The sequence below is a fragment of the Vibrio sp. La 4.2.2 genome, assembly GCF_027586995.1.
In the GTDB taxonomy this organism is placed as follows: Bacteria; Pseudomonadota; Gammaproteobacteria; order Enterobacterales; family Vibrionaceae; genus Vibrio; species Vibrio mediterranei.
Genome location: NZ_JAPPTJ010000001.1, coordinates 429,321 through 453,063, shown reverse-complemented (window position 1 = coordinate 453,063; position 23,743 = coordinate 429,321). Strand labels below are relative to the sequence as shown.

21 protein-coding genes are annotated in these 23,743 nt (G+C 43.8%); 17 read left to right on the top strand and 4 right to left on the bottom strand.

Features of this window, described 5'->3' with window-relative positions; translation table 11 throughout:
• Window positions 1–108 precede the first annotated feature (108 nt).
• From OH456_RS02035 to OH456_RS02020, 4 genes are read left to right on the top strand one after another with little or no spacing between them, the layout of a single operon-like run.
• Entirely contained in the window at window positions 109–1,059 is a 951-nt protein-coding gene (locus OH456_RS02035; protein ID WP_006069322.1) for a YbgA family protein, read from the top strand.
• Complete coding sequence (locus OH456_RS02030) at window positions 977–1,855, top strand: MerR family transcriptional regulator (protein WP_333482758.1); 879 nt, start codon at window positions 977–979, stop codon at window positions 1,853–1,855. Before OH456_RS02035 ends, OH456_RS02030 begins: the two co-directional genes overlap by 83 nt.
• Complete coding sequence (phrB, locus tag OH456_RS02025; RefSeq protein ID WP_270032692.1) at window positions 1,852–3,255, top strand: deoxyribodipyrimidine photo-lyase; 1,404 nt, start codon at window positions 1,852–1,854, stop codon at window positions 3,253–3,255. The genes OH456_RS02030 and phrB overlap by 4 nt, the downstream gene beginning before the upstream one ends.
• Entirely contained in the window at window positions 3,255–4,166 is a 912-nt protein-coding gene (locus OH456_RS02020; RefSeq protein ID WP_124941741.1) for a L,D-transpeptidase family protein, read from the top strand. The genes phrB and OH456_RS02020 overlap by 1 nt, the downstream gene beginning before the upstream one ends.
• A gap of 67 nt (window positions 4,167–4,233) precedes the next feature.
• Here the strand turns inward: OH456_RS02020 and OH456_RS02015 are convergent, their stop codons facing one another.
• The gene (locus OH456_RS02015) at window positions 4,234–4,482 is read right to left on the bottom strand and encodes an Lpp/OprI family alanine-zipper lipoprotein (protein WP_006069318.1); all 249 of its coding nucleotides are present in this window, start codon (window positions 4,480–4,482) and stop codon (window positions 4,234–4,236) included.
• Window positions 4,483–4,850: 368 nt separating this feature from the next.
• Here OH456_RS02015 and OH456_RS02010 point away from each other — a divergent pair, with 368 nt between their 5' ends.
• The 5 genes from OH456_RS02010 (at window position 4,851) to pstB (ending at window position 10,098) form a co-directional block, all read left to right on the top strand.
• Window positions 4,851–6,224 (top strand): DEAD/DEAH box helicase, encoded by a 1,374-nt coding sequence (locus OH456_RS02010; RefSeq protein WP_050798564.1) that lies wholly within the window; start codon window positions 4,851–4,853, stop codon window positions 6,222–6,224.
• Window positions 6,225–6,522: 298 nt separating this feature from the next.
• Window positions 6,523–7,344 carry a phosphate ABC transporter substrate-binding protein gene (locus OH456_RS02005; protein WP_006069316.1) on the top strand — a complete coding sequence of 274 codons (822 nt, stop codon included), beginning with the start codon at window positions 6,523–6,525 and terminating at the stop codon, window positions 7,342–7,344.
• Window positions 7,345–7,441: 97 nt separating this feature from the next.
• Window positions 7,442–8,380 carry a phosphate ABC transporter permease subunit PstC gene (gene pstC, locus OH456_RS02000; protein WP_006069315.1) on the top strand — a complete coding sequence of 313 codons (939 nt, stop codon included), beginning with the start codon at window positions 7,442–7,444 and terminating at the stop codon, window positions 8,378–8,380.
• A gap of 5 nt (window positions 8,381–8,385) precedes the next feature.
• Window positions 8,386–9,249 carry a phosphate ABC transporter permease PstA gene (pstA, locus tag OH456_RS01995; protein ID WP_006069314.1) on the top strand — a complete coding sequence of 288 codons (864 nt, stop codon included), beginning with the start codon at window positions 8,386–8,388 and terminating at the stop codon, window positions 9,247–9,249.
• A gap of 99 nt (window positions 9,250–9,348) precedes the next feature.
• On the top strand, window positions 9,349–10,098 hold the full coding sequence (gene pstB / locus OH456_RS01990) for a phosphate ABC transporter ATP-binding protein PstB (RefSeq protein ID WP_006069313.1): 750 nt from the start codon (window positions 9,349–9,351) through the stop codon (window positions 10,096–10,098).
• Window positions 10,099–10,241: 143 nt separating this feature from the next.
• On the opposite strand, the gene OH456_RS01985 is transcribed toward pstB, so the two are convergent.
• Window positions 10,242–11,450 carry an MFS transporter gene (locus OH456_RS01985; RefSeq protein WP_006069312.1) on the bottom strand — a complete coding sequence of 403 codons (1,209 nt, stop codon included), beginning with the start codon at window positions 11,448–11,450 and terminating at the stop codon, window positions 10,242–10,244.
• Between the two features lie 386 nt (window positions 11,451–11,836).
• On the opposite strand from OH456_RS01985, the gene yjjG reads away from it, so the two are divergent.
• The 6 genes from yjjG (at window position 11,837) to OH456_RS01950 (ending at window position 19,506) form a co-directional block, all read left to right on the top strand.
• Window positions 11,837–12,511, top strand: coding sequence for a pyrimidine 5'-nucleotidase (gene yjjG, locus OH456_RS01975; RefSeq protein WP_006069311.1), 675 nt, complete (start codon window positions 11,837–11,839; stop codon window positions 12,509–12,511).
• Window positions 12,512–12,789: 278 nt separating this feature from the next.
• Window positions 12,790–13,134 carry a c-type cytochrome gene (locus OH456_RS01970; RefSeq protein ID WP_006069310.1) on the top strand — a complete coding sequence of 115 codons (345 nt, stop codon included), beginning with the start codon at window positions 12,790–12,792 and terminating at the stop codon, window positions 13,132–13,134.
• 11 nt (window positions 13,135–13,145) lie between these two features.
• A complete protein-coding gene (gene ccoN / locus OH456_RS01965) occupies window positions 13,146–14,555 on the top strand; it encodes a cytochrome-c oxidase, cbb3-type subunit I (protein WP_270032690.1) in 1,410 nt (469 codons plus the stop codon).
• Window position 14,556: 1 nt separating this feature from the next.
• Window positions 14,557–15,168 carry a cbb3-type cytochrome c oxidase subunit II gene (locus OH456_RS01960; RefSeq protein ID WP_006069308.1) on the top strand — a complete coding sequence of 204 codons (612 nt, stop codon included), beginning with the start codon at window positions 14,557–14,559 and terminating at the stop codon, window positions 15,166–15,168.
• Window positions 15,165–17,321, top strand: coding sequence for a cytochrome c (locus tag OH456_RS01955; protein WP_006069307.1), 2,157 nt, complete (start codon window positions 15,165–15,167; stop codon window positions 17,319–17,321). The genes OH456_RS01960 and OH456_RS01955 overlap by 4 nt, the downstream gene beginning before the upstream one ends.
• Before the next feature lie 145 nt (window positions 17,322–17,466).
• Window positions 17,467–19,506, top strand: a complete 2,040-nt coding sequence (locus OH456_RS01950) for a sensor domain-containing protein (RefSeq protein WP_240645452.1) — start codon at window positions 17,467–17,469, stop codon at window positions 19,504–19,506.
• 1 nt (window position 19,507) lies between these two features.
• Here the strand turns inward: OH456_RS01950 and OH456_RS01945 are convergent, their stop codons facing one another.
• Together OH456_RS01945 and norR are read right to left on the bottom strand one after the other, a co-directional pair.
• A complete protein-coding gene (locus OH456_RS01945) occupies window positions 19,508–20,992 on the bottom strand; it encodes a peptide MFS transporter (RefSeq protein WP_006069305.1) in 1,485 nt (494 codons plus the stop codon).
• 211 nt (window positions 20,993–21,203) lie between these two features.
• Window positions 21,204–22,757, bottom strand: a complete 1,554-nt coding sequence (gene norR / locus OH456_RS01940) for a nitric oxide reductase transcriptional regulator NorR (protein ID WP_270032689.1) — start codon at window positions 22,755–22,757, stop codon at window positions 21,204–21,206.
• 250 nt (window positions 22,758–23,007) lie between these two features.
• On the opposite strand from norR, the gene OH456_RS01935 reads away from it, so the two are divergent.
• On the top strand, window positions 23,008–23,154 hold the full coding sequence (locus tag OH456_RS01935; RefSeq protein WP_164491498.1) for a hypothetical protein: 147 nt from the start codon (window positions 23,008–23,010) through the stop codon (window positions 23,152–23,154).
• Window positions 23,155–23,183: 29 nt separating this feature from the next.
• Window positions 23,184–23,522 carry a DUF1971 domain-containing protein gene (locus tag OH456_RS01930; RefSeq protein WP_006069303.1) on the top strand — a complete coding sequence of 113 codons (339 nt, stop codon included), beginning with the start codon at window positions 23,184–23,186 and terminating at the stop codon, window positions 23,520–23,522.
• Window positions 23,523–23,743: the final 221 nt, after the last annotated feature.

Here is a 23,743-nt window from a genome sequence, read left to right as displayed (position 1 = left end):
TGAACCAAATTGCTGTGCGATGCATACAATTGTACAAGATAGAATTTTGTATCACTTACTTAATCACAAATGAAAAGCCAGTCAGTTTAGCGAAGCGAGGGATTCAACATGGAAGACACAATCGTAGTGGGTATTAGCTCTTGTTTATTAGGAGAGAAAGTTCGTTTTGACTCCGGTCATAAGCAAAGCAGTTACGTTAACAAAGAATTAGCAGACTACTTTGACTTTGTTTCTGTATGTCCTGAGGTAGGCATGGGCCTGCCAGTGCCGCGACCAACCATTCGATTGATGACGAATGAAGAGCGCATCGCTTTGGTAGATACGAAAGATAGCACGCGAGACCACACCGAAGGCATGATGCGCTTTTCTCGGGAGAAAGTATCCGAAATAAAAGATACGGAGATGTGCGGCTATATAGTTTGCGCTAAATCCCCAAGTTGCGGGATGGAGCGCGTGAAAGTCTACAGCAAAGGTCACGCATCCACTGATGGAGTCGGCTTATATACTAAGCACCTGATGGAACAAATGCCATGGCTACCAGTGGAAGAAGACGGACGATTGAACGATCCTGTGTTAAAAGAGAATTTCATATCTCGCGTTTACAGCTTGAAAGACTTCTATCGCTCAATGGAGGGCAACCCGACTCCTGGAAAAATCGTTGCATTTCACTCTCGATACAAGCTTACGTTGATGGCTCACGAACCTAGCGCTTATAAATCTCTTGGACGACTTGTTGCCAAGCAAAGCGAGTATACACCAAGTGAATTTTACACAGCTTACCGCAACGGCTTGATGGAGGCTCTCAGAAATAGAGCCAGTAGAAAGAATGTCACCAATGTATTGATGCATATTCAAGGCTATTTTAAACGTTCCCTCAACAAAGATGAAAAAGCGGAACTTGCGAAGGTCATTGATGACTATCGTGTTGGACTATTACCCATCTTAGCGCCACTAACGTTGTTGAAGCACTACTTGAATGCTTACCCAGATGATTACTTGGCAAGTCAAATCTTCCTTCAACCACATCCAGAAGAGATGCGTTTACGATATGGGCTGTAATGAAAAACGATATGCCATCAGAGAAATAGCAGATTTGACTGGTATTAAACCTGTGACATTACGAGCATGGCAGCGTCGTTACAATTTGGTTCAGCCGCTTCGCACTGAAAAGGGCCATAGGGTATATACCGTGGATGACCTCGAAAAGATTAAAACCATCCAGAGTTGGTTAAATAAGGGCGTTTCTATCGGTAAGGTAAAGTCTTTATTGGAATCTGAAGTAGTTTCGAGTGCAGTGGAAGATGCTAATCAATTGGAAGAAGTGTCAGAGACATTGGATAGTTTAGCTGGGCTAGACGGGGGAAAAACCGATCGCTTGATCGCGATGGTACTCAAGGAGTATCCATTGACAATTGTAGAATCGAAATTCGTTATTCCCATTTTGGGTGCTATCCACTTCTTAAAGCTTGGCCCCCGCTCTTTGCAGCTTGCTTTGTTCAAAACGATGTTTATTAAGCATCTGAGCTTAATGGTTAACTCAGAGAGTAAACGTGGTCACCGATTAAATAAGTTAATGGTGAGTTTGGATGAAACAGGAAACATATTTGCGTGGCTTTACTACGCTCAGTTGGTAGAACAGGGTGAGAGTGTTGTTTTTTTAGATGGGGTGGAGGAGATGAGTACACTGTTCACGGATGTGGTGCAGTACCAAGCAGTCTATGTCTTTGCACAAAAGTCATTACCTGATAAGCAGCTCGATACCATTGTAGATGCACTACAAAGAGATGGTCACAATATTCAAGTTTCCCCAGTTATTGCCCATTTAATAGACGTGCGCAAAGGAGCCGAATCATGAGGTTAGTTCTATTCAATCGAGACCTACGCGTTACAGACAATACGGCGTTAATAGAAGCAATAGATGGTGAAACCCCTGTTATTGCAGCGTTTGTTGCTACCCCAGAACAGTGGAAAAGTCATTCGCTCTCACCCATTCAAGCTGATTTAATTTGGCGACGCCTGACTGTTTTGCAAAGTGAGCTAAAACAAATCAATGTGCCTCTCATCTACCAAGAAGCTCAAGATTATGCTGCTGCCAATACTTGGTTGGCCGAAATTTGTCATAAATTTGATGTGCAAGAGGTATTTTTGAACCGTGATTACGAGATTAATGAAGCTAACCGAATCCAGGAACTGTCAGAGATAGCCGGGACAGATTGGCGTGTAAGGGCGTTTGATGACAAGTGTATTTTAAAACCCGGTTCGGTACTCAATCAAAAAGGGGATTACTTTAAGGTTTTTACTCCCTTTAAAAAAGCGTGGTTAAAAATCGTTGGTGAATTTATCGTGCGTAAGCCACAGGTATCCGCACTAGTTACGGCGCCTGCCAACCTCTTGTTCGACTCCAGTTCCTCATTTTCGTATCCTACTAGAGATAGCTCAGAATGGTCTGTAGACAGCCATGAGATCATCCAGCAGCTGAGAGACTTCTCTGCTGACAAAGCGAACCTCTACCAAGCCGAGCGGGACTTTCCTGCATTGGACAGCACAAGTATGTTAAGTCCATATCTCGCCATTGGGGCAATATCGGCTCGCCAATGTGTTGCTAGGCTTAAGTATGATGCAGCCAACACTTCGTTATCAACTGGTGCCGAGACATGGTTGAGTGAACTGATCTGGCGAGAATTTTACCAACACCTTATCTATTTCGAACCCAAGCTTTGTAAACATCACGGATACTTATCATGGGAGAAAAACCTGAAGTGGACAGGAAAGCTTGATCATTTTAAGCAATGGTGCGAGGGAAAAACAGGTTATCCAATCGTTGATGCCGCTATGCGTCAGCTTAATACCAAAGGGTGGATGCACAATCGATTGAGAATGGTAGTAGCCAGTTTCTTAACTAAAGATTTGCATTTAGATTGGAGGTTGGGGGAGCAGTACTTTATGACACAACTCATTGACGGTGACTTTGCTGCCAACAATGGTGGATGGCAATGGTGCGCATCTACAGGTTGTGATGGGCAACCCTATTTTCGTATTTTTAACCCAATAAGTCAGGGGGAAAAATTCGATGCTAATGGCGAGTTCATAAGAACGTGGATTCCTGAGCTTAACTCGGTCCCTAACAAATTTATTCACAAGCCTTGGCTTTGGAATGAGTTCGAGAATGTCGATTATCCGCAGTCGATAGTTGATCATAAGATACAAAGAGATATAACCTTAGCTTTGTATAAAGATGCAAAGGACCAACATTGATGTTACGTAAAACCCTTTTAGCCGCCTGTTTGGGCTTTTCACACTGGTTGAGTGCCGCCACCTACAACCTTCCGACTGACGGGAGTAATATGGTGGGAACGTTGCAGTATCACAGTGTGGTGGCTGGGGAAACCATGTCTGATATTGCTAAGCAGTATGATGTTGGCTTTCTGTCTCTAATGGCAGCAAACAAGGGTGTGGATCCTTTCTTACCCAAAGAAGGCTACGTTCTGACCATTCCCAGTCAGGCTATTTTGCCGCATGTCGATTATAAAGGCATCGTGATCAATTTGGCTGAGCTGAGGTTGTACTATTTTGAACCTGACAAAAATCTGGTTCACATCTTTCCTGTAGGTATTGGTCGAATTGGTCAAGATACACCGGAAATGACAACGAAAATCAGTCAATTGAGAGAGGCTCCAACTTGGACGCCGCCTACTTCAATTCGTAAAGAGTATTTAGCCAAAGGTGTCGAGCTACCTAAAGTCGTTCCCGCTGGTCCGGAGAACCCACTCGGAGACTATGCGATGAGACTCGCGTACGGGACAGGTTCTTACTTGATCCATGGTACTAACAAAGACTTCGGTATTGGTCTGAGGGTAAGCGCTGGTTGTATTCGAATGGACCCAAAAGACATTGATTGGTTGTTCCACCAAGCGAAAGTAGGTATGCAAGTAAGAATCATTGATGAGCCTATAAAGATCGCATTAGAGCCAGACAGAAGCGTGTTTATTGAAGCGCACGAACCTTTGACCCGCAGTGACGGAACTAAAAAGGAAATGGACATACCACAAGAGTTGACGTGGTGGCTTGACGAGTACGGTATTAATGACCGAATTGCTCGCGCGGCGGTGTTAGCACAAAATGGTGTGCCGATTGAAGTCGTACCGGCTATGAATGACTTAGAATAACAGGTCGATTTACAGATATAAAAAAACACCCGCATCAAGCGGGTGTTTTTCTTAGTATTCTTGTTGCTTACTTAGTGTAAGACTGAGCGATGTTGTCGATACGCTCGTTTGCACGCTCAGCTTCTTCTTGAGCAGCCATTGCGTTTTTGTTACCCATTTGAACTTCGTTCTTCAGTGCTTGCACGTCAGAGCTTAGTTGGCTTACTTGGTTGCTTAGGTCATCCATTTTTGCTGTTGTTGCTTCGTCTGGACCAGATGCACAACCAGCTAGTAGTAGAACTGATGACGCTGCTGCTGCAATTAAAACTTTCTTCATTATAAGCTCCTTCAGGATTTAGTATTTAAAACAGCCCTGCTACTTAATTCATCGCATTGAGGCTATTTTTGAGTTTAGTGCCTAATTTTAAGAACGCAAATTATTTAAAAGTCAGAAAAACCAAAAAATTACGCGATTTTGCGGTTAAACTTCCTCTTTCTTAATTATGAGAATAATTTGGCATAGGATAATGTGATCTCTGTCAAAATTATAACGCGAGAACACGATAAGTCACTGTATCGTCAGATTTTATCTAATGAAAGCAGAATTTGGGCCATATTAAGTGGGACATCTCCTACAATGAAGCAAGGGGACGCAAATTTCTGGGTTACTGACATTGCTGGTTACCATGACAATTATCAGGTATTATGCGCGCTCATTTTTATCTGCACGACCTTTTAGGAGTACACGCATTGCAATTTAAAGAACTTGGCCTTGATAACCGACTACTGAAGAACTTAAGTCATTATGACTTTAAGAAAGCGACTGATATTCAAAAGCAAGCTATTCCAGTAGCTATTGCTGGAAAGGATCTGTTGGCATCTTCGAAGACTGGTTCTGGCAAGACTTTGGCATTTGTATTGCCGATGCTCCATAAAGCGCTCAAGAGCAAAGCGTTCTCAGCAAGAGACCCTCGTGCTGTTATTCTTGCACCAACACGTGAATTGGCGAAGCAAGTTTATGGCGAACTAAAATCGATGCTTGGTGGCCTATCTTATGATGCCACACTGATCTTAGGTGGTGAGAACTTTAACGATCAAGTAAAAGCGCTGCGTCGTTACCCAAAATTTATCGTCGCGACACCAGGACGTTTAGCTGACCACCTTGAGCACCGCTCTCTATTCCTTGATGGCTTAGATACACTTATTCTTGATGAAGCTGACCGCATGCTAGATCTTGGTTTTGCACCAGAACTACGTCGCATTCATAACGCGGCTAAACACCGTCGTCGCCAAACGTTGATGTTCTCAGCAACACTTGACCATGCTGAAGTAAATGATATTGCAGCTGAGATGTTAGATGCGCCAAAACGAATTGCAATTGGTGTATCGAATGAAGAGCACAAAGACATTACCCAGAAATTCTATCTATGTGATCACCTTGATCATAAAGAAGCGATTCTAGAACGCATTCTTGAGCAAGCAGAATATAAGCAAGTCATCATCTTTACTGCGACACGTGTCGATACGGAACGTCTTACAAAATGGCTCAATGAGAAGAAGCTTAAAGCGGTCGCATTAAGTGGGAATCTTAATCAGACTCAACGCAACGCGATTATGAGTCAATTTGAGCGTCATGTATTTAAGATCCTAGTGACTACCGATGTGGCGTCGCGTGGCATCGATATTGCGAGCGTAACGCACGTAATTAACTTTGATATGCCAAAACATACGGAAGAATACGTACACCGAGTAGGTCGTACAGGTCGTGCTGGTAACAAGGGCGATGCGGTATCTCTCGTGGGTCCTAAAGACTGGGATAGCTTTAAACGTGTTGAAGCTTTCTTACAACAAGACCTGACTTTCTCTGAGCTAGAAGGGCTTAAAGGTAAGTTCAAAGGCTTTAGACCTAAGAAGCCAGCGTTTAACAAAAAAGCGACTGCTACTAAAGGTAAACCTCAACAGAAGAAAGCGACGACTAAGAAGCCGGCACAACGCGACAAAACGTTCTACAAAAATGTTGCGGTGGGTGATTCGGTCTTTATTCCTAAGAAAAAACCGAAGCCAGCCGAAGACGCTTAATCAATCATTTCTACTAAAGAGCCTTATCAAGGCTCTTTTTTTATACTATTCAAACTGAAAGCCTCAGTTATATGACAGTCATATAATCGAAATAATATTGTCGTCATATTTGGTTTTACAGTCAAATCTATCACTAACTTACTGATTTTTTAGTGATCTTATCCCAATTGCTCCTCTCAACGTTTTTGTCATTTGTCATACACCTTTCAACTAATTGAAACACAACTGTCATATTCGGGCACTAATCTTGTCAGCGTTCAAATGAAACTCGGCAATCAAGCCAATAAAGGAAATTGTGATGAAAAAGACAGTTATCGGTGCAATCGCTCTACTAGGCGCACTAGCAGTGACTCCAGCTTCAGCTAAAGAAACTATCTCTGCGGTAGGTTCTAGCAGCGTAACTCCACTGATGGAAGTTTTCTCTGAAACATATATGAAAGCAAACTCAAATGTTTTCATTGAAGTACAAGGACCAGGTTCTTCTGCGGGTGTACGTGCAGCTAAAGATGGCTCAGCAGACATGGGTATGTCTTCTCGTGCACTAAAAGAAGATGAAAAACAAGCAACGTTAGTAGAAGAAGTTGTTGCTCGCGACGGTATCGCAGTTGTTGTTAACCCAGCGAATGACCTAAAAGGTCTAACGTCTGAGCAAGTAACTGCAATCTACAAAGGCGAAATCAGCAACTGGAAAGAAGTTGGTGGTGCAGACAAGCCTATCGTAGCTATCACTCGTGATACAGCTTCTGGTACACGTGGCGCATTTGAAGACATCATGAGCCTGAAGCAAAAAATCAACGGCATGAAAGTAACGGCTATCTCTCAGCGTGCTCAAGTTGCTAACGGTAACGGTGCACTAAAGACTATGGTAGCAAGCAACCCATACGCAATCGGCTACATCTCTCTAGGTACGGTTGATACTTCTGTACACGCTCTAGAAATCGATGGTACGCCAGCGACTGTAGACAATGTTAAGAACGACTCATACAAAGTAGCTCGTCCTTTCCTAGTGCTTTACCAACAAGGTAAGCCATCTGCTGAAGCTCAGAAGTTCCTTGACTGGATGCTAACTGACGAAGCTCAAGCAATCGTAGAGAAGAAAGGTTACATCTCAGTAAACTAATCTCTACCAGTAAATATTGAATACCTTGCTCAGCCCACCGTTTAGGGCTGAGCCTTTTATATGTCTAACTCGAACTTTCGACGAGTAGAAATTAATTATGACCATCGCAACAAATAGTGAGAAGCTTATGAGTAATGAAGCGACTCAGTCCGTAACTCGTGGCAGCGGCCTTAAGGCTCAAAAACGAGTGGATTGGAAAGAACGAATTTTCCATGGACTTTTCCTTACCAGTGCAATCATCGGTATCGTATCGCTAGCGGTTATTGCTTACTTTATCTTCAAAGAAAGTCTTCCTGCTTTCCAAGCAGTGGGCGTCTCTGGCATTGTTTTAGGCCAAAACTGGCTTCCACCAGCACTTTACGGTGTTGCTACTATGATTGTAGCGTCGGTGGTTTCTACTCTCGGTGCGGTTGTCGTCGGTGTTCCAGTAGGTGTACTAACGGCTATCTTTATCGCAGAAATTGCCCCGAAGCGTTTGGCGGACATTATCCGCCCTGCGGTTGAACTATTGGCAGGCATTCCTTCGGTAGTTTACGGTTTCTTCGGTCTAGTCATCATTGTTCCTTTGATTCAGCAAATCTTTAATGTTCCTGCGGGTAATACGATTCTTGCGGGTATCATTGTGTTGGGTGTGATGATTCTTCCAACGGTAATTACCGTATCTGAAACTTCGATTCGTGCAGTGCCTCGCACCTATAAAGAAGGTTCACTAGCACTTGGTGCATCAAAGATTTATACCATTTTCAAACTACTCGTACCGGCTGCTCGCTCGGGCATTATGACGGGTGTGATTCTAGGTATTGGTCGCGCACTTGGTGAGACCATGGCAATCATTATGGTCATGGGTAATGCGCCTGCGATGCCGGGAAGTATCCTCGACTCAGCGCGTACTCTAACCGCAAACATTGCGATCGAAATGTCTTACGCAAGTGGTGTTCACGCTAATGCATTGTATGCGACTGGCGTAGTGTTATTAGTGTTTATCATGATGCTAAACGCTGCACTACTTTACCTGAACCGTGAGAAAGCGAAGTAATCATTATGGATACAGTTAAACTAAAAAAAGCGCGCCAAAATAAAGACGCGGTTCTGAATGCATTCGTATGGGCCGCTGCTGCACTTACCGTGGGTTTCTTGTTCTGGATTATTTGGTACATCCTTTCAAATGGTCTTCAACACGTAAGCTGGAGCTTTATTACCGATAACTATACGCGTACTGGCGATGAGCACGGTATCTTCCCGATGATTGTGTCAACCATTTACATGGTTATCGCCTCGATTGCGGTAGCTGCACCGCTAGGCATCATGACCGCAATCTACTTAACGGAGTATGCGAAAGTTGGCAGTAAGTTAGTGAAGGTCATTCGATTCTGTACTGAATCGTTGGCTGGCATTCCGTCGATTATCTTCGGTCTGTTTGGTATGACGTTCTTTGTGGTTATTCTTGGTTTTGGCTTCTCGATTCTTTCCGGTGCATTAACACTGAGTATCTTGATCCTGCCAGTTATTATCCGTACTACAGAAGAAGCATTGATGGCCGTACCACAAACTTATCGTGAAGGTTCGTACGCTCTTGGTTCTTCAAAAATCTACACTATCTGGCGCCTTATTTTGCCAAGCGCAATGCCAGGTATCTTAACTTCGGTCATTCTTAGTATTGGTCGTGTAATTGGTGAGTCTGCCCCAGTGTTCCTAACGGCTGGTATGGTGGCACGTATTCCTGATTCATTGATGGATTCAGGTCGTACACTAACGGTTCACCTTTATAAACTCACAACGGAACTGTTCACAATAGAAGAGTGGAATCAAGCTTATGGCACAGCAACGGTATTGATTGTAGTTGTACTACTTATCAATATGCTGACTAAGCTTATCGCTAGCCGCTTCAATACAGCAACGTACTAACAGAGATTATTGATGTCGAGTGGCAAAGCCAGAACACAAAGAGCCTCGCCACTCCATACATGACGACATTGCACGATAAAGAATTTAGAGATTAAGACTATGAACAAATTTAATATTGAAAACCTAGACCTTTTCTACGGTGAAAACCAAGCACTGAAATCGATCAACCTACCGATTCCAACCCGCCAAGTGACGGCGTTGATTGGTCCTTCTGGCTGCGGCAAATCAACGTTACTACGTTGTCTAAACCGTATGAACGATCTGATCGAAGGTGTGAAAATCACCGGCTCGCTGGAAATGGATGGTACAGACATCTATGGCAATATCGATGTGGCTGACCTTCGCATTAAAGTCGGTATGGTTTTCCAGAAACCAAACCCATTCCCAATGAGTATTTACGAGAATGTGGCGTATGGTCTGCGTGCTCAAGGCATCAAAGATAAGAAGCACATTGATATGGTGGTAGAGCGCTCTTTGCGCGGTGCCGCACTTTGGGATGAGGTGAAAGACCGCCTTAAGTCACATGCATTTGGTTTATCTGGTGGTCAGCAGCAACGTCTGTGTATTGCACGTACTATTGCAATGGAACCAGATGTCATTCTGATGGATGAACCAACGTCGGCACTTGACCCTATTGCGACACATAAAATTGAAGAGTTGATGGAAGAGCTTAAGAAAGACTACACCATCGTTATCGTGACTCACTCAATGCAGCAAGCACGTCGTATCTCAGACCGCACGGCATTTTTCCTAATGGGAGAACTGGTTGAGCATAATGAAACACCGATTATTTTCTCAAACCCAGCGGATGACCGTACTCAAGGTTATGTAAATGGCGACTTCGGTTAATCGCATTTGAACACAATTTCCAGTTATCGCGCGATTCCATTGAATCAAACAATTAGCGAGTGACCCGAATTTACTGGCATATCACTATAACTATAAGCGATGGTACTGTTGCCCCTCTTGTTAGAGGGGCTTTTTTTATTCAATTAAGCGGTAGCGGCGACGCGTAATGGCTTGTCATTTATCGGTAAGTGAATCAGTGCTGCCACAAAGGCAAGGACTACTGTCGACCACCAAATCGGTTCGTAAGAACCATAGTAATCGTAAATTCGACCGCCAGCCCATGCACCTAAAAAGCTTCCCACTTGGTGCGTGAAGAACACCAAGCCGTAAAGAGTAGAAAGATAGCGAGCACCAAAAATCTGACGAACTAAACCTGAAGTAAGTGGAACTGTGCCAAGCCAGCAGAAGCCAATCGCACCGCCAAACCACGCCGCTGTGTACTCTGTCACGGGAAGTGAAACGAAAGCAGCAATTACCACTGTTCTAAATAAATACAGCATCGACATAACATGGCGTTTACTGTACTTGTCACCCATTAGCCCCCAAAAATACGAACCGAAGATATTGAAAATACCGACGTAAGCGAGCGCAAGGGCTGCGCTGTTTGCTGGCAGGTTCTTATCGGCAAGATAACTTGGCAAGTGCGTAGCAATAAACATCACATGAAAGCCACAAACAAAGAAGCCAGCATGAATTAACCAATAACCTTTGTGATGAAATGCTTCTTTTAGTGCTTGTTTTAGCGTTAGCTCGTTGTCTTCAATCGGTGTTTTACCTGCGTTATTTTGACGTGAGGATTTCATAAATAGTGAAAACGCAACCATCAGAGTGCACAACGCAGCAAAACCTTGTAATGCACCTTGCCAACCCATGTCATCCAACATTAATTGAGCACCTGGGATCATGGCAAACATACCGAATGACCCGGCCGCTGTAGTTAAGCCAAATGCTTTTGCGGCGTGTTCCGCCGGCACGACTTTCGCGACTGCTCCTAGAATGATGACGTAGCTTGTCGCGCTCAAACCTAGACCAACAAGCGCACCTAGTGATAGATAAAGAACACTGGCTTCATTCGTTATTGAGGTCAGATAGAGACCTAATGCATAGGCGATAGCACCGATTAAAATAATGCGTTTTGAACCCCATTTATCTGCTGCCATCCCGACAAAGGGTTGGAAAAGGCCAAACAAAAGGTTTTGCAATGCGATCGCAAAACTAAAGAACTCTCGCCCAGTTTCGAAGTGCTCGGAAATAGGCATCATGAAAATACCGAATGATTGTCGTATACCCAAGCTGACAATCAAGATGCCGATACCCAACCAAACTAATGGGGGAAAACGAAAAATACTCATTAATAATTACGCTCTAATGATGGTGATGAGAATGATCCATAGGATCGGTTGGATTCTGTTGGTGGCACCCAGTATGCACTGCCTGTTTTGCAATAAGGGCCAGCAATACAGGAGAGTGGTGCACTGCGGTTAGGGTGATAACCAATAGCAACAACATTCTCACGAGTTGAGCAAAAATGGATTGTGAAAACATGACGCTCAATAGTGGTTTAAAAAGAGCGCGAAGTGTAATGATCTGGTTTGAATGACTCAAATGACATTTTGTGAATTAATCTATGCATAGCATGCATGTATTCGAAGTCTGTCACGGAGAGTGACAATCCCAAGATGCACCGTGAGTTGAGTTAGGTATATAATCTCGCGGTAAATAGAATGGAAAACAAAAAATGAAGTACGATTGGATCTTGTTTGACGCCGACGAAACCTTATTCCACTTTGATTCTTTTGGTGGTATGAAACTAATGTTTGAACGTTTTGGCGTAAACTTCTCTCGTGATGACTACGAAGAGTATCAGTTGGTTAATAAACCATTATGGGTTGATTACCAAGACGGAAAAATCACCGCAGAACAACTCAAACATATTCGCTTTGAAGGTTGGGCGACTAAGCTTGGTATCACTCCGCTGGAAATGAACAGTGCATTTCTAGAAGCTATGGCTGACATTTGTACCTTGCTGCCGGGAGCGAAAGAGCTACTCGATGCATTAAACGGTCAAGCCAAACTTGGCATCATTACCAACGGTTTTACGGAACTGCAAGCGATTCGTCTTGAGCGTACTGGATTAAGTGACTACTTCGAGCATGTGGTTATCTCGGAAGAAGTAGGTGTGGCTAAGCCTGACCACGGTATCTTTCAGCACGCCCACCAATTAATGGGCCTCCCGAGTAAATCAAAGATACTGATGGTTGGTGATAACCCTGATTCCGATGTACTCGGTGGGCTTAACTTTGGTATTGAAACCTGTTGGTTAAATACACAAGGTCATCCGCGACCAGAAGGTATTGCACCTCATTACGAAGTAACGTCTCTTGCTGAGTTAAAAAACACCTTGTTTGCCTAAAATCCATTCGCCTTCGTCAATTGCGAAGGCGATTTAATCCCTATCAATATTTGAATATCCGCTTTACCCTTCCTATGTTTTAGAGACAACTAAAGTTTGCCCCATTTATTGCGCCATACCGTACAAGTAGGCGTAGGAGTTACTAGAGCAACGTTTCTTGGCACCCTCGAGTGCCATTCAACACTAACAACGTACTGAATCGGCTAGATTTTAGATAGACGAATAAAGTTGAAGTAACGCAGTAGCTTTATCACACAGGCCACATAAGGAATTGTGTCATGGGTAAATATGTCTCTTCCATACCCTTACTTTGTTTTCTCGGAGCACTCAGTGCTTCTCCTTTCACTCATGCAGATGAACGCTTCAAAGTTGGAGAACAGAAAGCAAAAGTTTGTATGACCTGCCATGGCGCCGATGGCATATCCAGCATTGAATCCTATCCAAATCTTCGGGGTCAAAAAATGGGGTATCTCATGACCTCGCTTCGCAGTTATCAAACTAGAGAACGTTCAGGGGGACTCGCTGTCCTTATGCAGCAGCAAGCTGATGCTTTGAGCGAACAAGACATCTCCGATATTGCCTATTATTACTCTCAACTTGGCTCTGATGATGCTAAACAATAAGGAGAGCTTCTATGGATACGACATCTCCTAACTACAGCACTAAAGTTGTTCGATACTTCATCATCGCCTCGTTGGTTTGGGCTGTGGCGGGCATGACAATTGGCGTTATCTTGGCAGCTCAGCTCTATTGGCCTGCGCTTAACCTTGATTCCGAGTATTTCCAGTTTGGACGACTTAGACCGCTTCATACTTCAGGCGTTATTTTCGGCTTCGTGGTCAATATCTTAATGGGGACCTCGCTCTACATTGTTCAACGAACTGGGCAGTGTGAGATTTTCAACAAGAGCCTTGCCTGGATGGTCTTTTGGGGTTGGCAATTAGTGTTGTTGCTTGCACTGATTTCATTGCCTCTTGGTTATACAACTTCAAAAGAATATGCGGAGCTCGAGTGGCCGATTGATATTCTCATTGTTTTAGTGTGGGTGCTTTATGCTGTGCTCTTTTTCGGAACCATAGCGAAAAGGAAAGTTTCTCATATCTTCGTTGCTAACTGGTTTTTTGCAGCATTCATTATTGTTATCGCGATGATATTTATCGTCAATAACCTTGCTATGCCCGCCTCATTAATGAAATCCTATTCTGTCTTCGCAGGTGCGCAGGATGCTATCGTACAGTGGTGGTGGGGACATAATGCCGTTGGTTTCTTGTTGACTGCCGGCATCATTGGCATGAACTACTATTTCATCCCAAAAGTGTCTGAGCGTCCGATTTACTCTTATCGTTTGTCGATTATTCATTTCTGGGGCTTGGTCGGGTTTTACACTTGGGCGGGCACTCACCACTTGGTCTACTCTTCTGTACCTGTGTGGGTCCAGAACATCGGTATAGTGATGTCGTTGATCCTCTGGTTACCGTCTTGGGGGGGCGCATTTAACAGTGCCATGACCCTGCTTCAGAACAAACAAAAGCTCAAATCTGACTACATCATGCTGTTCTTCTTCTCTGCCATTCTTTACTACTGCTTGGCGACATTTGAGGGACCCTTACTCGCGATTCGTTGGTTCAACATGGTCGCACACAACACTGAGTGGATTATAGGGCATGTCCACTCAGCGGCTCTTGGATGGGTTGGAATGTCGGGTATAGCGGTATTCTATTATTTCATTCCTCGACTATGGGGAAAAACAGAATTGTGGTCGCCGCGTCTCATCAAGTGGCACTTCTGGCTTGCTCATGCTGGTGTCGCTATCTATGCCATTTCGCTTTGGGTAGCAGGTATAGGTGAGGGTTATATGTGGTTAGCACAAAGCGATAATGGTGAATTGGTATACAGCTTTGTGGAGGCTATGAACTTTAAAGCGCCTTGGTTATTCCTTCGATTCTTTGGCGGTGCGCTGTTTGTGCTTGGTTTGCTGCTCATGGCTGTAAACATATACAAGACCGTCAAAATGCCAACGTCGTTAATCGCAAAGGAGGCTTAACATGAGTGCAGATTTTACCAAGTCAGTCTTCATATTAATTGTCTCTACCATAGTGGTCGCGTCGTTCTCTATTTTAGTATGGGTACTTCCAAACTTATTGCGAACACCGGAGCTTGTTGCGAACAGCACTGCGAAACCGCTTACGGCGATCCAAGTGGCTGGTCGTGATATCTATATCAGCGAAGGATGTCATGTTTGTCACACTCAAATGGTGAGGCCGCTTGAGCCCGAAATGAAGCGAAACGGCAGGGCTAACCAAGAGCCAGATGACATCTATGAGTTTCCCAACTTATGGGGCTCGAAGCGTACAGGACCCGATTTGACTAATCTCGGGCGAAAATACTCTGACCAGTGGCACTTAATACATCTAATAGACCCTCGTAGAGTTGTGCCAACTTCCATTATGCCTGCTTACCCTTGGTTGTTCGAACAGGTTCTGACGGGAGATGACATCACAGAGAAAATGGAAACCCTTAGATTCTTAGGTGTTCCCTATACTGATGATGAAATTGCCAATGCTCGACTGCAAGTGAGAGGAAAAACAAAAGGTGAAGCACTGATTCACTACCTTCAAAGTTTGGGTGTGGACACTGCAGAGGAGGATGGACAATGAGTCATTTTTGGAGCCTTTGGGCTGCTGTCGGCACTGTTGTATTTTTCATCCTAATGGTGCTGGTGGTCGTTAAGTACTGGCGCAACAATCACAAAGCTGACAAAGACAGAGTATTAGATACCTTTGATGGCATTGATGAGAACGATGCGCCGCCACCAAAATTGTTGTTTGTTTCGTATTTTGTTGCATTTACCATCTCTGTTGGTTACCTGATCTTGTATCCTGGAGTCGGCAGTTGGAAAGGGCTAATGGATTACGACCAAGCCAACGATAAACTGAGTAGTCCAAATACCACACTAGCGCAGCAGTTTTCCGGACTTACTGATGACTCGTTATTGGCCTTAGCGAATGAGCCAAATATAGTGAAATCCGGACGTATGCTGTTTCAGACTCATTGTGCTGCGTGCCATCGTGACAATGCGCAAGGTGCGAAACACTTTCCAAATCTTATCGATAATGAGTGGCTGTATGGTGGATCGGATGCTGCAATTATCCACTCTATAGAATTAGGTCGAAATGGAGCAATGCCAGGGTGGATTGATGTATTGCGACCGGATGAAATCTCCAAAATATCGTATTACTTAGCTTCTCTAAATCAACGTCATACCGACGTGCCTGAAATCAAAGTCCAATTAGGGAAAGAGCTGTTTATACAAAATTGTGCTTCGTGTCATGGGGATGGCAGTGTTCCCAATATAGAACAAGGCGTGCCTGATCTCGCTGACAACATCTGGTTACATGGTGGCAGTATTGAGGAGATTCAGCACACCATTCGTGCAGGCCTAAACAATGTTATGCCAGCCTTTGGACAGCAGCTTTCTCAGAACGAAATTCTGGCTATTGGTGCATACATAACCAAAGCGCGGTTGGACAACAATTCTCGACTTGCCAAGCTAGATGCGTCTTCAGTGGAGCGTGGGGAGTATCTCGCACATGCAGGTGATTGCGTCGCCTGCCATAGTGCTGAAGGGGGAGAACCGTTTGCTGGTGGTCTGCCATTCGTTACACCTTTCGGCACCATTTATTCGACCAACATAACACCCCACGTTTCAGAAGGCATAGGTAGTTACGACTACGAAGACTTCCGTGCAGCGTTGGTCGATGGCAAAGGTCAACATGGCTATTTGTATCCCGCGATGCCATTTACCTCCTACCAGTACGTTAATGAGCAGGATATGCGCGATCTGTGGGAATACATGCAGTCCATTGCGTCGGTTGCTCGTAAAAACGATCCCAATAAGATGATGTTTCCTTCAAATATCCGACTTGGTTTACTTGGTTGGGACATTGTATTTGCGGATAGAACGCCAATTGACTACCAAGTACCTGATGAGCTTAAAGATAAAGTAGATGATGTAGATAAATGGCAGCTTGGCAAATACTGGGTAGCGGGATTAGGACACTGTTCCGAATGTCATACACCAAGGAACATCGCTCAAGCGCTTGAAAACGACAGGATCTTCCAGGGCAATTTAATCGATGGTTGGAATGCTCCAAATATTACTGCTACTGAGCTATACGTTGACGGTTGGGATATTCAAAGTCTGACAGACTTCCTTCATACCGGTCACTCCTCGAAAGGGACGGCATTTGCAGGTATGGCAGATGTGATCAAAAACAGTCTGAGTCTTATGACTCGCGAAGACATTGAGTCCATGTCTTACTATCTGTTGAGCGGCGACACTAACAATTTCATTGATGAGAATGCGGTGCAGTTACAACCAACGGGCTTTGATGAGGCGGCCTACGCTGCGGAGATCTATACCACTTACAACCAAACATGTGGAGCATGTCATGGGGAAGATGGTAAGGGGCGTGATCCTATTGCTCCAACGCTACTTAACAACGGAATCATTATGCACAGTGATCCATTCAACACGATTGCAGTAACGATTCGCGGACTTCAGCCAACGTACATTGATAAGGACAGAAACTTTATGCCTATGGCAAGTTTCGAGGACGTATTATCGGATACACGATTAGCAGAATTGATCACCTTCGTGAGGTCATATTTAGGCGCTAGAGAAGACGTTGTTACTGCAAATGATGTGAAAGAAGTGCGTGAAATGCTGGAAAAAGCCGGATATTCGGGCGGTCTTCATGTCACCCCAGATATGTATGATGAGCGTGATGGTAACATCAATGTAAACTAAGATGTGCATTTGGATTTATATATCGTCTGCACATTTTGGTTAATTAAACAGCGGTTTGCTATAAAACTTGTTCAGTATTTAGTACGATGTGTTGAAACGTCATCTAGGTGGCGACTTCATCACGTTTGGTTCGAGTTATATCATCATGTCTTCAAAACAAATCCCATCCCTACAACAATTTATTGATGCTTTAGACGATCATGTGTGGGTGAAGGATTCGGATAGGAAGTACATCGCCGTCAACAAAAGCGTAGAATCCGCATGGAACCTTCCTCGCTCGGAGATTTTTGGTAAGACTGACTTTGAGCTCTTCTCGAAAAGTCGCTCAGAGCACTACCAAAAAGCCGATGATAGAGTCATAGACTCTGGTGCCCAAGAGACGGTGGAAGAGTGCGCCAGCCGTGACGCATATGGTCATGATGTCTGGCTAGAAACCATCAAATCACCAATTCAGCAACCAGATGGCGAGCTAATTGGTGTTATAGGTATGACGAGAAACGTCACCCGTCGTAAACAAGTCGAAGTCAGACTGTCGATCACATCAGAAATATTCAATAACTTTCAAGAAGGTATGATGATTACCGACCAAAATGGCAAGATTTTGGATGTAAACAGCGCTTTCTCAGAAGTCACGGGCTATCAAGCTATTGAAGTGATCGGTAAAAACCCTAGATTCCTACAATCGGGTCACCATGACGATAAATTCTACCAAAACCTCTGGCAACAACTCTCAGAAACGGGTCTTTGGAAAGGCGAGTTTATTAACCGCAAAAAAGACGGCAGCATTTATCCTCAAATGGCGACGATTAGTACCATCAATGACGATGGCAATTCGCTTTTGCATTACATCTGTGTATTTGAGGACATCTCAAAGCAGAAAGCACATGAAGAAAAACTGCGCAAAATGGCATTCTTCGACCCTCTAACCAATCTACCGAATCGTTCTCACCTAACGAGTATATTAGAGCAAAGCATTGAAGGTGGTCAGCGCCATAGCGAGCAATTTGCCACACTATTTTTAGATTTGGACCACTTCAAGCACATTAACGATAGTAAGGGGCACTTGTATGGCGATAGATTATTGTCGCAAGTAGCAGATCGATTGACGGATGTTCTTCACCACAGAGCAAGCATCGGACGTATTGGCGGCGATGAATTTGTGATTATTCTGACTGATTATGACAGTGAAGCGCAGTTGTTGGACACAATCGACGAAACGCTTGGTGTGTTTAATCGTCCTTTTGAGTTAGATTCGCAAGAATCGCTACGAGTGTCTGGGAGCATTGGTGTGGCATTGTACCCGCAAGATGGCCAAAACAGCGAAACCTTACTCAAAAACGCGGACACTGCCATGTATTTAGCGAAGAAAAATGGTCGCAATGGCTATGCGTTTTATTCTCCAGACTTAACCTACAGTTCGGTTCTTCATGTACGTGTGCAGTCTGCGCTGCATGATGCAGTTGAGAAGCAACAATTGTCTCTTGTTTACCAGCCCCAATATGATCTAGCGAATAATACGTTGATAGGCGTAGAGGCTTTGTTGCGTTGGAATCATCCTGAATTAGGAGTGATTGCACCTGCTCAATTTATCCCTATTGCGGAGAAAACGGGGCTAATACAGCGAATTGGTGCTTGGGTAATTCGTGAAGCATGTGAACAAGGACGCCGTTGGCTCGACCAAGGTATCGAGTTCGGCAAAATTGCGGTTAATGTCTCTGGGTTACAGCTGCAACATCCTAACTTTGTCACCAAGCTCAAACAAAAACTGTTAGACACCAACTTTCCAGCTGAACGATTGGAGATCGAAATCACTGAAAGCTTTTTACTTATTGATCATCAACTTGCGGTTGATACTCTGAACCAAATCAGAGAATTGGGGATTGAGATTTCGCTTGATGATTTTGGAACCGGGTATTCGTCGTTGTCGTATTTAAAAGGATTACCGATCAGCAAACTAAAGATCGACCGTTCGTTTATTTGCGATGTTCCTGATGAAAATGACAGCAACGCTATCGTGCAGGCGATCATTGTCATGGGGGAAACGCTTTCTCTAAAAATCGTGGCAGAAGGTGTTGAGAATGGGGACCAAGTTGAATACTTGCGCTCTCATGGTTGTGAATATGGTCAGGGCTACGTGTTTAGTAAACCAGTAACCGCTGACCAATTAGCTATGCTTTTTGTTTGATTTAGCTTTCAGCTTCGGTAAGTTCGGCTTCGTTTTGAGGCTGATGCTTATCAGCGGCTGCTAGCATCTTACGAATAGCAATGGATGCAGTGAAGGCTACTGCTACCATTACTACCGCAAGTATAGTAAGTAGTGAGAAGTAGTCGCCATATACTGTCTTAACAAACTCTTGAGTGATTTCTTGGCCTTTTTCCGCAGCGATAGAGGTCGAGAACACTGCGCCCACAATCCCAGACAGTGCAATCGCTACTGAGAATAAACTCACGGAGAAGTTCTCAATATGTTTCGGTGCTACAGACAGAATAAATGCCACAACCAGTGAACCGACAATCACTTCTGCAAAGGCTTGGAAGAAGTGGATAACTAAGAAAATTTCAGGTCGAATGATGACGCTCTCGCCGATGTTTTTCACGGCTAGCGCCAGAATACCAAACGCAATGGCAGTCAGAATGAAAGAGAAACCAATTTTGGTTGCTGTAGTGAAGTGGATGTTACGCTTCTCTAAGCTTGAGAAGGTTGCTGCAATCACTGGGCCTGCAACAATACACCATAATGGGTTCATTGACATTGATGCTTCTGGTGCGATTGGAATGATACCGAACAGGTCACCACGCATAGTATTGATGGTTACCATGGTCATCGATGTCATCATTTGGCCATAGTAGACAAAGAATGCAGTAGTCAGAACCGTTACGATTAAAATAGTGCCCATACGCAGCGCGTCCGCTTTTTCTGCTTTGAACATCAGAGAAATGAAATAGCCGATTGCCGCCAAACCAATGGCATAAACAATGTTCTTGCCGATGTCCATATTAGAGAACATAAAGAACACCATTCCAACCATGGCGATAGAAGTGATACCGAATTTAATCCAGTTTGCGTTAGAGACAGATGCTTGGTCGATATCTGCACCGACGCCCTGAAGTTGTTTACGGAACGTCATCAATGTGAATAGCGCCGCGAACGCCAAGATACCAGAAAGCATGAAACTGCCATAAAAACCAATAACGAGCACGAACATTGGGAATAGGTATTGGCCTAGTAAAGCGCCGATGTTGTTTACTGAGTAGTTAACCGGGTATCCGTTTTCAAAGTCTTCTTGGCTTTTGAACGTACGCTTGTAAAGGCTAGGATAAGAAGGGGACATTAAGCCACGTCCATAACTCGCTAAAGCAATACCAGCTAGACTTAAAGGGATGTTAACAGTAGATGCACCAATGACAAGCAACACGTAACCACAGGTAAATCCGAAATAAGCAATCGTCAATGAGCGGTACGCGCCTAAGAATTTGTCGGCAATAAAGCCACCTGCGATAGCGAATAGAGGACCGATTGATGAAAACGCACCCACCACCATCATAGTGTCCGCTTCACTGTAATCGAGATTTTCTAGAAAAAACCTCGTGAGAATGACCATCACCCCATAAAATGAAAGGCCAAACATCATTTGGCAGAACATCATGGATTTGTTTAGTTTATTCCACATAATTTTATCCTTAGTATTTATTAGGAAGTGGTTTAAATATCCAGATAAATGTTAACAGACAAAATTTGTTACATGTTGATCTCTACTCCTATTGTGTGGCTTTTACACACGACATTTTCTAATCGTTCGGGTGAGAAATTGTTATCGAATATCTTGTAGGCAAAAGAAAAGGGCATACGATGATGCCCTTGATGATGCCTATAAATTGAGTCTATTTCAGATTAAGACGCTTCATTAAACGATGCAGATTTCCCGGGTTAACGCTTAATTGTTTTGCCGTGGCACTTAGATTCTGATTATTATCCAAAAAGGCCTTTTGGACATATTGAGTTTGGAACTCATCGACAGCATCTTTGAGCGAGGCGGATGTGCTCAAAGTACGTGTTGTATGGCCAGAAGAAGAGAAGTGCGGCTCCTTCTCATGCTGGTGTTGCTCTGATTGAACATCTAGTGTGATGTGTTGCGCTAATATAGAAACATGCGACGAGGTACTTTGTGCTTTAGCAATGACAGCGCCTCGGTTAATAGCATGTTCAAGTTCCCGCACATTCCCTGGCCAGTCGTACGCCTGTAATTTGGAAATTGCCCCATCGCTTAGACTGATGCTAGATACCTTTAGCTTGTGTTGGCATCGCTCGGCGAAAAAACCAGATAATAAAACAATATCCCCCTCGCGCTCTTTCAGTGGAGGGACAAAGATAGGGAAAACGCTGAGTCGATGGTAAAGGTCTGCTCGAAAGCGGCCTGCTTTCACTTCTTCGTGCATGACACGGTTAGTAGCGGCAATGATTCTGACATCTACTTTGATATTTCGATCGTCGCCGACTCTTTGAATATCCCCGTATTGCAACGCTCGTAATAGCTTCGCTTGCAATCCGAGAGACAACTCACCAATTTCATCCAAAAACAACGTTCCCTTGTTAGCCAATTCAAACTTGCCCTTGCGATTGCTGATAGCGCCGGTAAATGAGCCTTTGATGTGCCCAAATAGCTCACTTTCTGCGACGGACTCTGGCAGTGCAGCACAGTTGAGATAAACCAAAGCTTCGTCCTTGCGAGAGGATTGTGAATAGATAGACTGTGCCACCAACTCCTTACCTGTTCCTGTTTCTCCAATAATCAATACCGACAGATCGGTATCCGCAACCGCTGAAATCTCTTGTTTTAATGCACCCATAGGTCGTGACTGACCAATAATATCTGCTGCATCCTGACGGGCCAGTTTAGTAGAGCTGGAGGACTCTGAAATTCCTCCAGAACGCTCGAGCTTTTCTACTAACAAAGCGGTATGAAGACTGTTGGCAGCTAAGGCACTTAGTATCCTAAGATCTTTGTCTGCGGTCGTATCAAATTGAGTTGGATTGAAAGCATCAATGGTGATCGCCCCGATGAGATTATCTTGTAGTAAAAGTGAGAGACCGACACAAGAATGAACTTCTAGATTGCCTTCATGGTTTGGGATAAGTCCATCATAGGGATCGGCGAGATCACTGTTTGCAGGGAAACGAACAATGTCTCCTGCTCTCGCAATTGCTTCAAATCGAGGATGATTGTCTATTTCAAAACGGCGGCCTAATACATCCGCACTCAGTCCATCAGTAGCCAAGGGAACAAAAGACTTACCATCAAACTTGAGTAGTGCCGCTGCGTCACACTGAAGAACTTGGCGAATGGTGGAAAGTAAACGATCAAAGCGATCTTGTTCTGAAATACCGGATGTGATGTCTAGGGCAATCTGCAACCATGCCGAACGAAATTGGCTCATAACGAAGCTCCATTACCAGTGCTAATTTTGTCACTATAACAAATTATTTATCATAATGACCAAGTTTAAGGATTATCAAATAAACAAAGTAAGATATGAAAGATGAGTGTTTAGTTATCTGATAAGCCTTATTCATAAATGTATTCAGGTAGTTAGCAAAAATAGTGCTTGTTTCTGTCTCCATGGCACGCGATATGCTTAATATTAGTAAAGATAATCATTATTATTTAAGCGTAGAGGTGAGGTCGTTATGACACAATTACACTTAGACAGTCCTTTGCAAGAGGCGAATGCAGAGTGGTATCAAATTACCAGCCTTGAAGTCACACCAAGAGCTGTTTCAAACCGAACATCGTCGTGGCTAGCTACACTGCTATCACGTTTTCTAACATTCTAATTTTACTGATAAAAGTATTGGAGACTTCCATGAGCCATTTAAGAATTCCTTCACATTGGACCATTCAACGTTCTACTCCATTTTTCACCTCAGACACTGTGCCACAGGCGTTACTCACCCATCACAATACTGCAAAGGGTGTGTTTGGACAGTTATGTGTTATGGAAGGTACAGTCACCTACTATGGGTTTGCGGATGAAAATGCGGTAGAGCCAGAAACAAAAGTTGTCATTCATGCAGGACAATTTGCTACCAGCCCCCCACAATACTGGCATCGCATCGAAATAAGTGACGATGCTCAGTTTAATATTAATTTCTGGTCTGAGAGTGATAAGCAAGGCCAAAAAATGTTCCACGCTAAGTCGTAATCATCATGCACTAAACACGATGATCGAAAAATCAATGAATTAGGCCTCCAGGCCATCTTGGCTCCTCATACAGGAGCCTTTTTTCTATCTTGTATTTTGTCATATAAACAATTTTTAGTCTTAATGATTACTATGAGGCATTGTCATAAAGATAATATTTACATGCCAGGTAGAATTAATATTCTTTAAATACAATGAGATATGTTTATATGAGAGGTTGG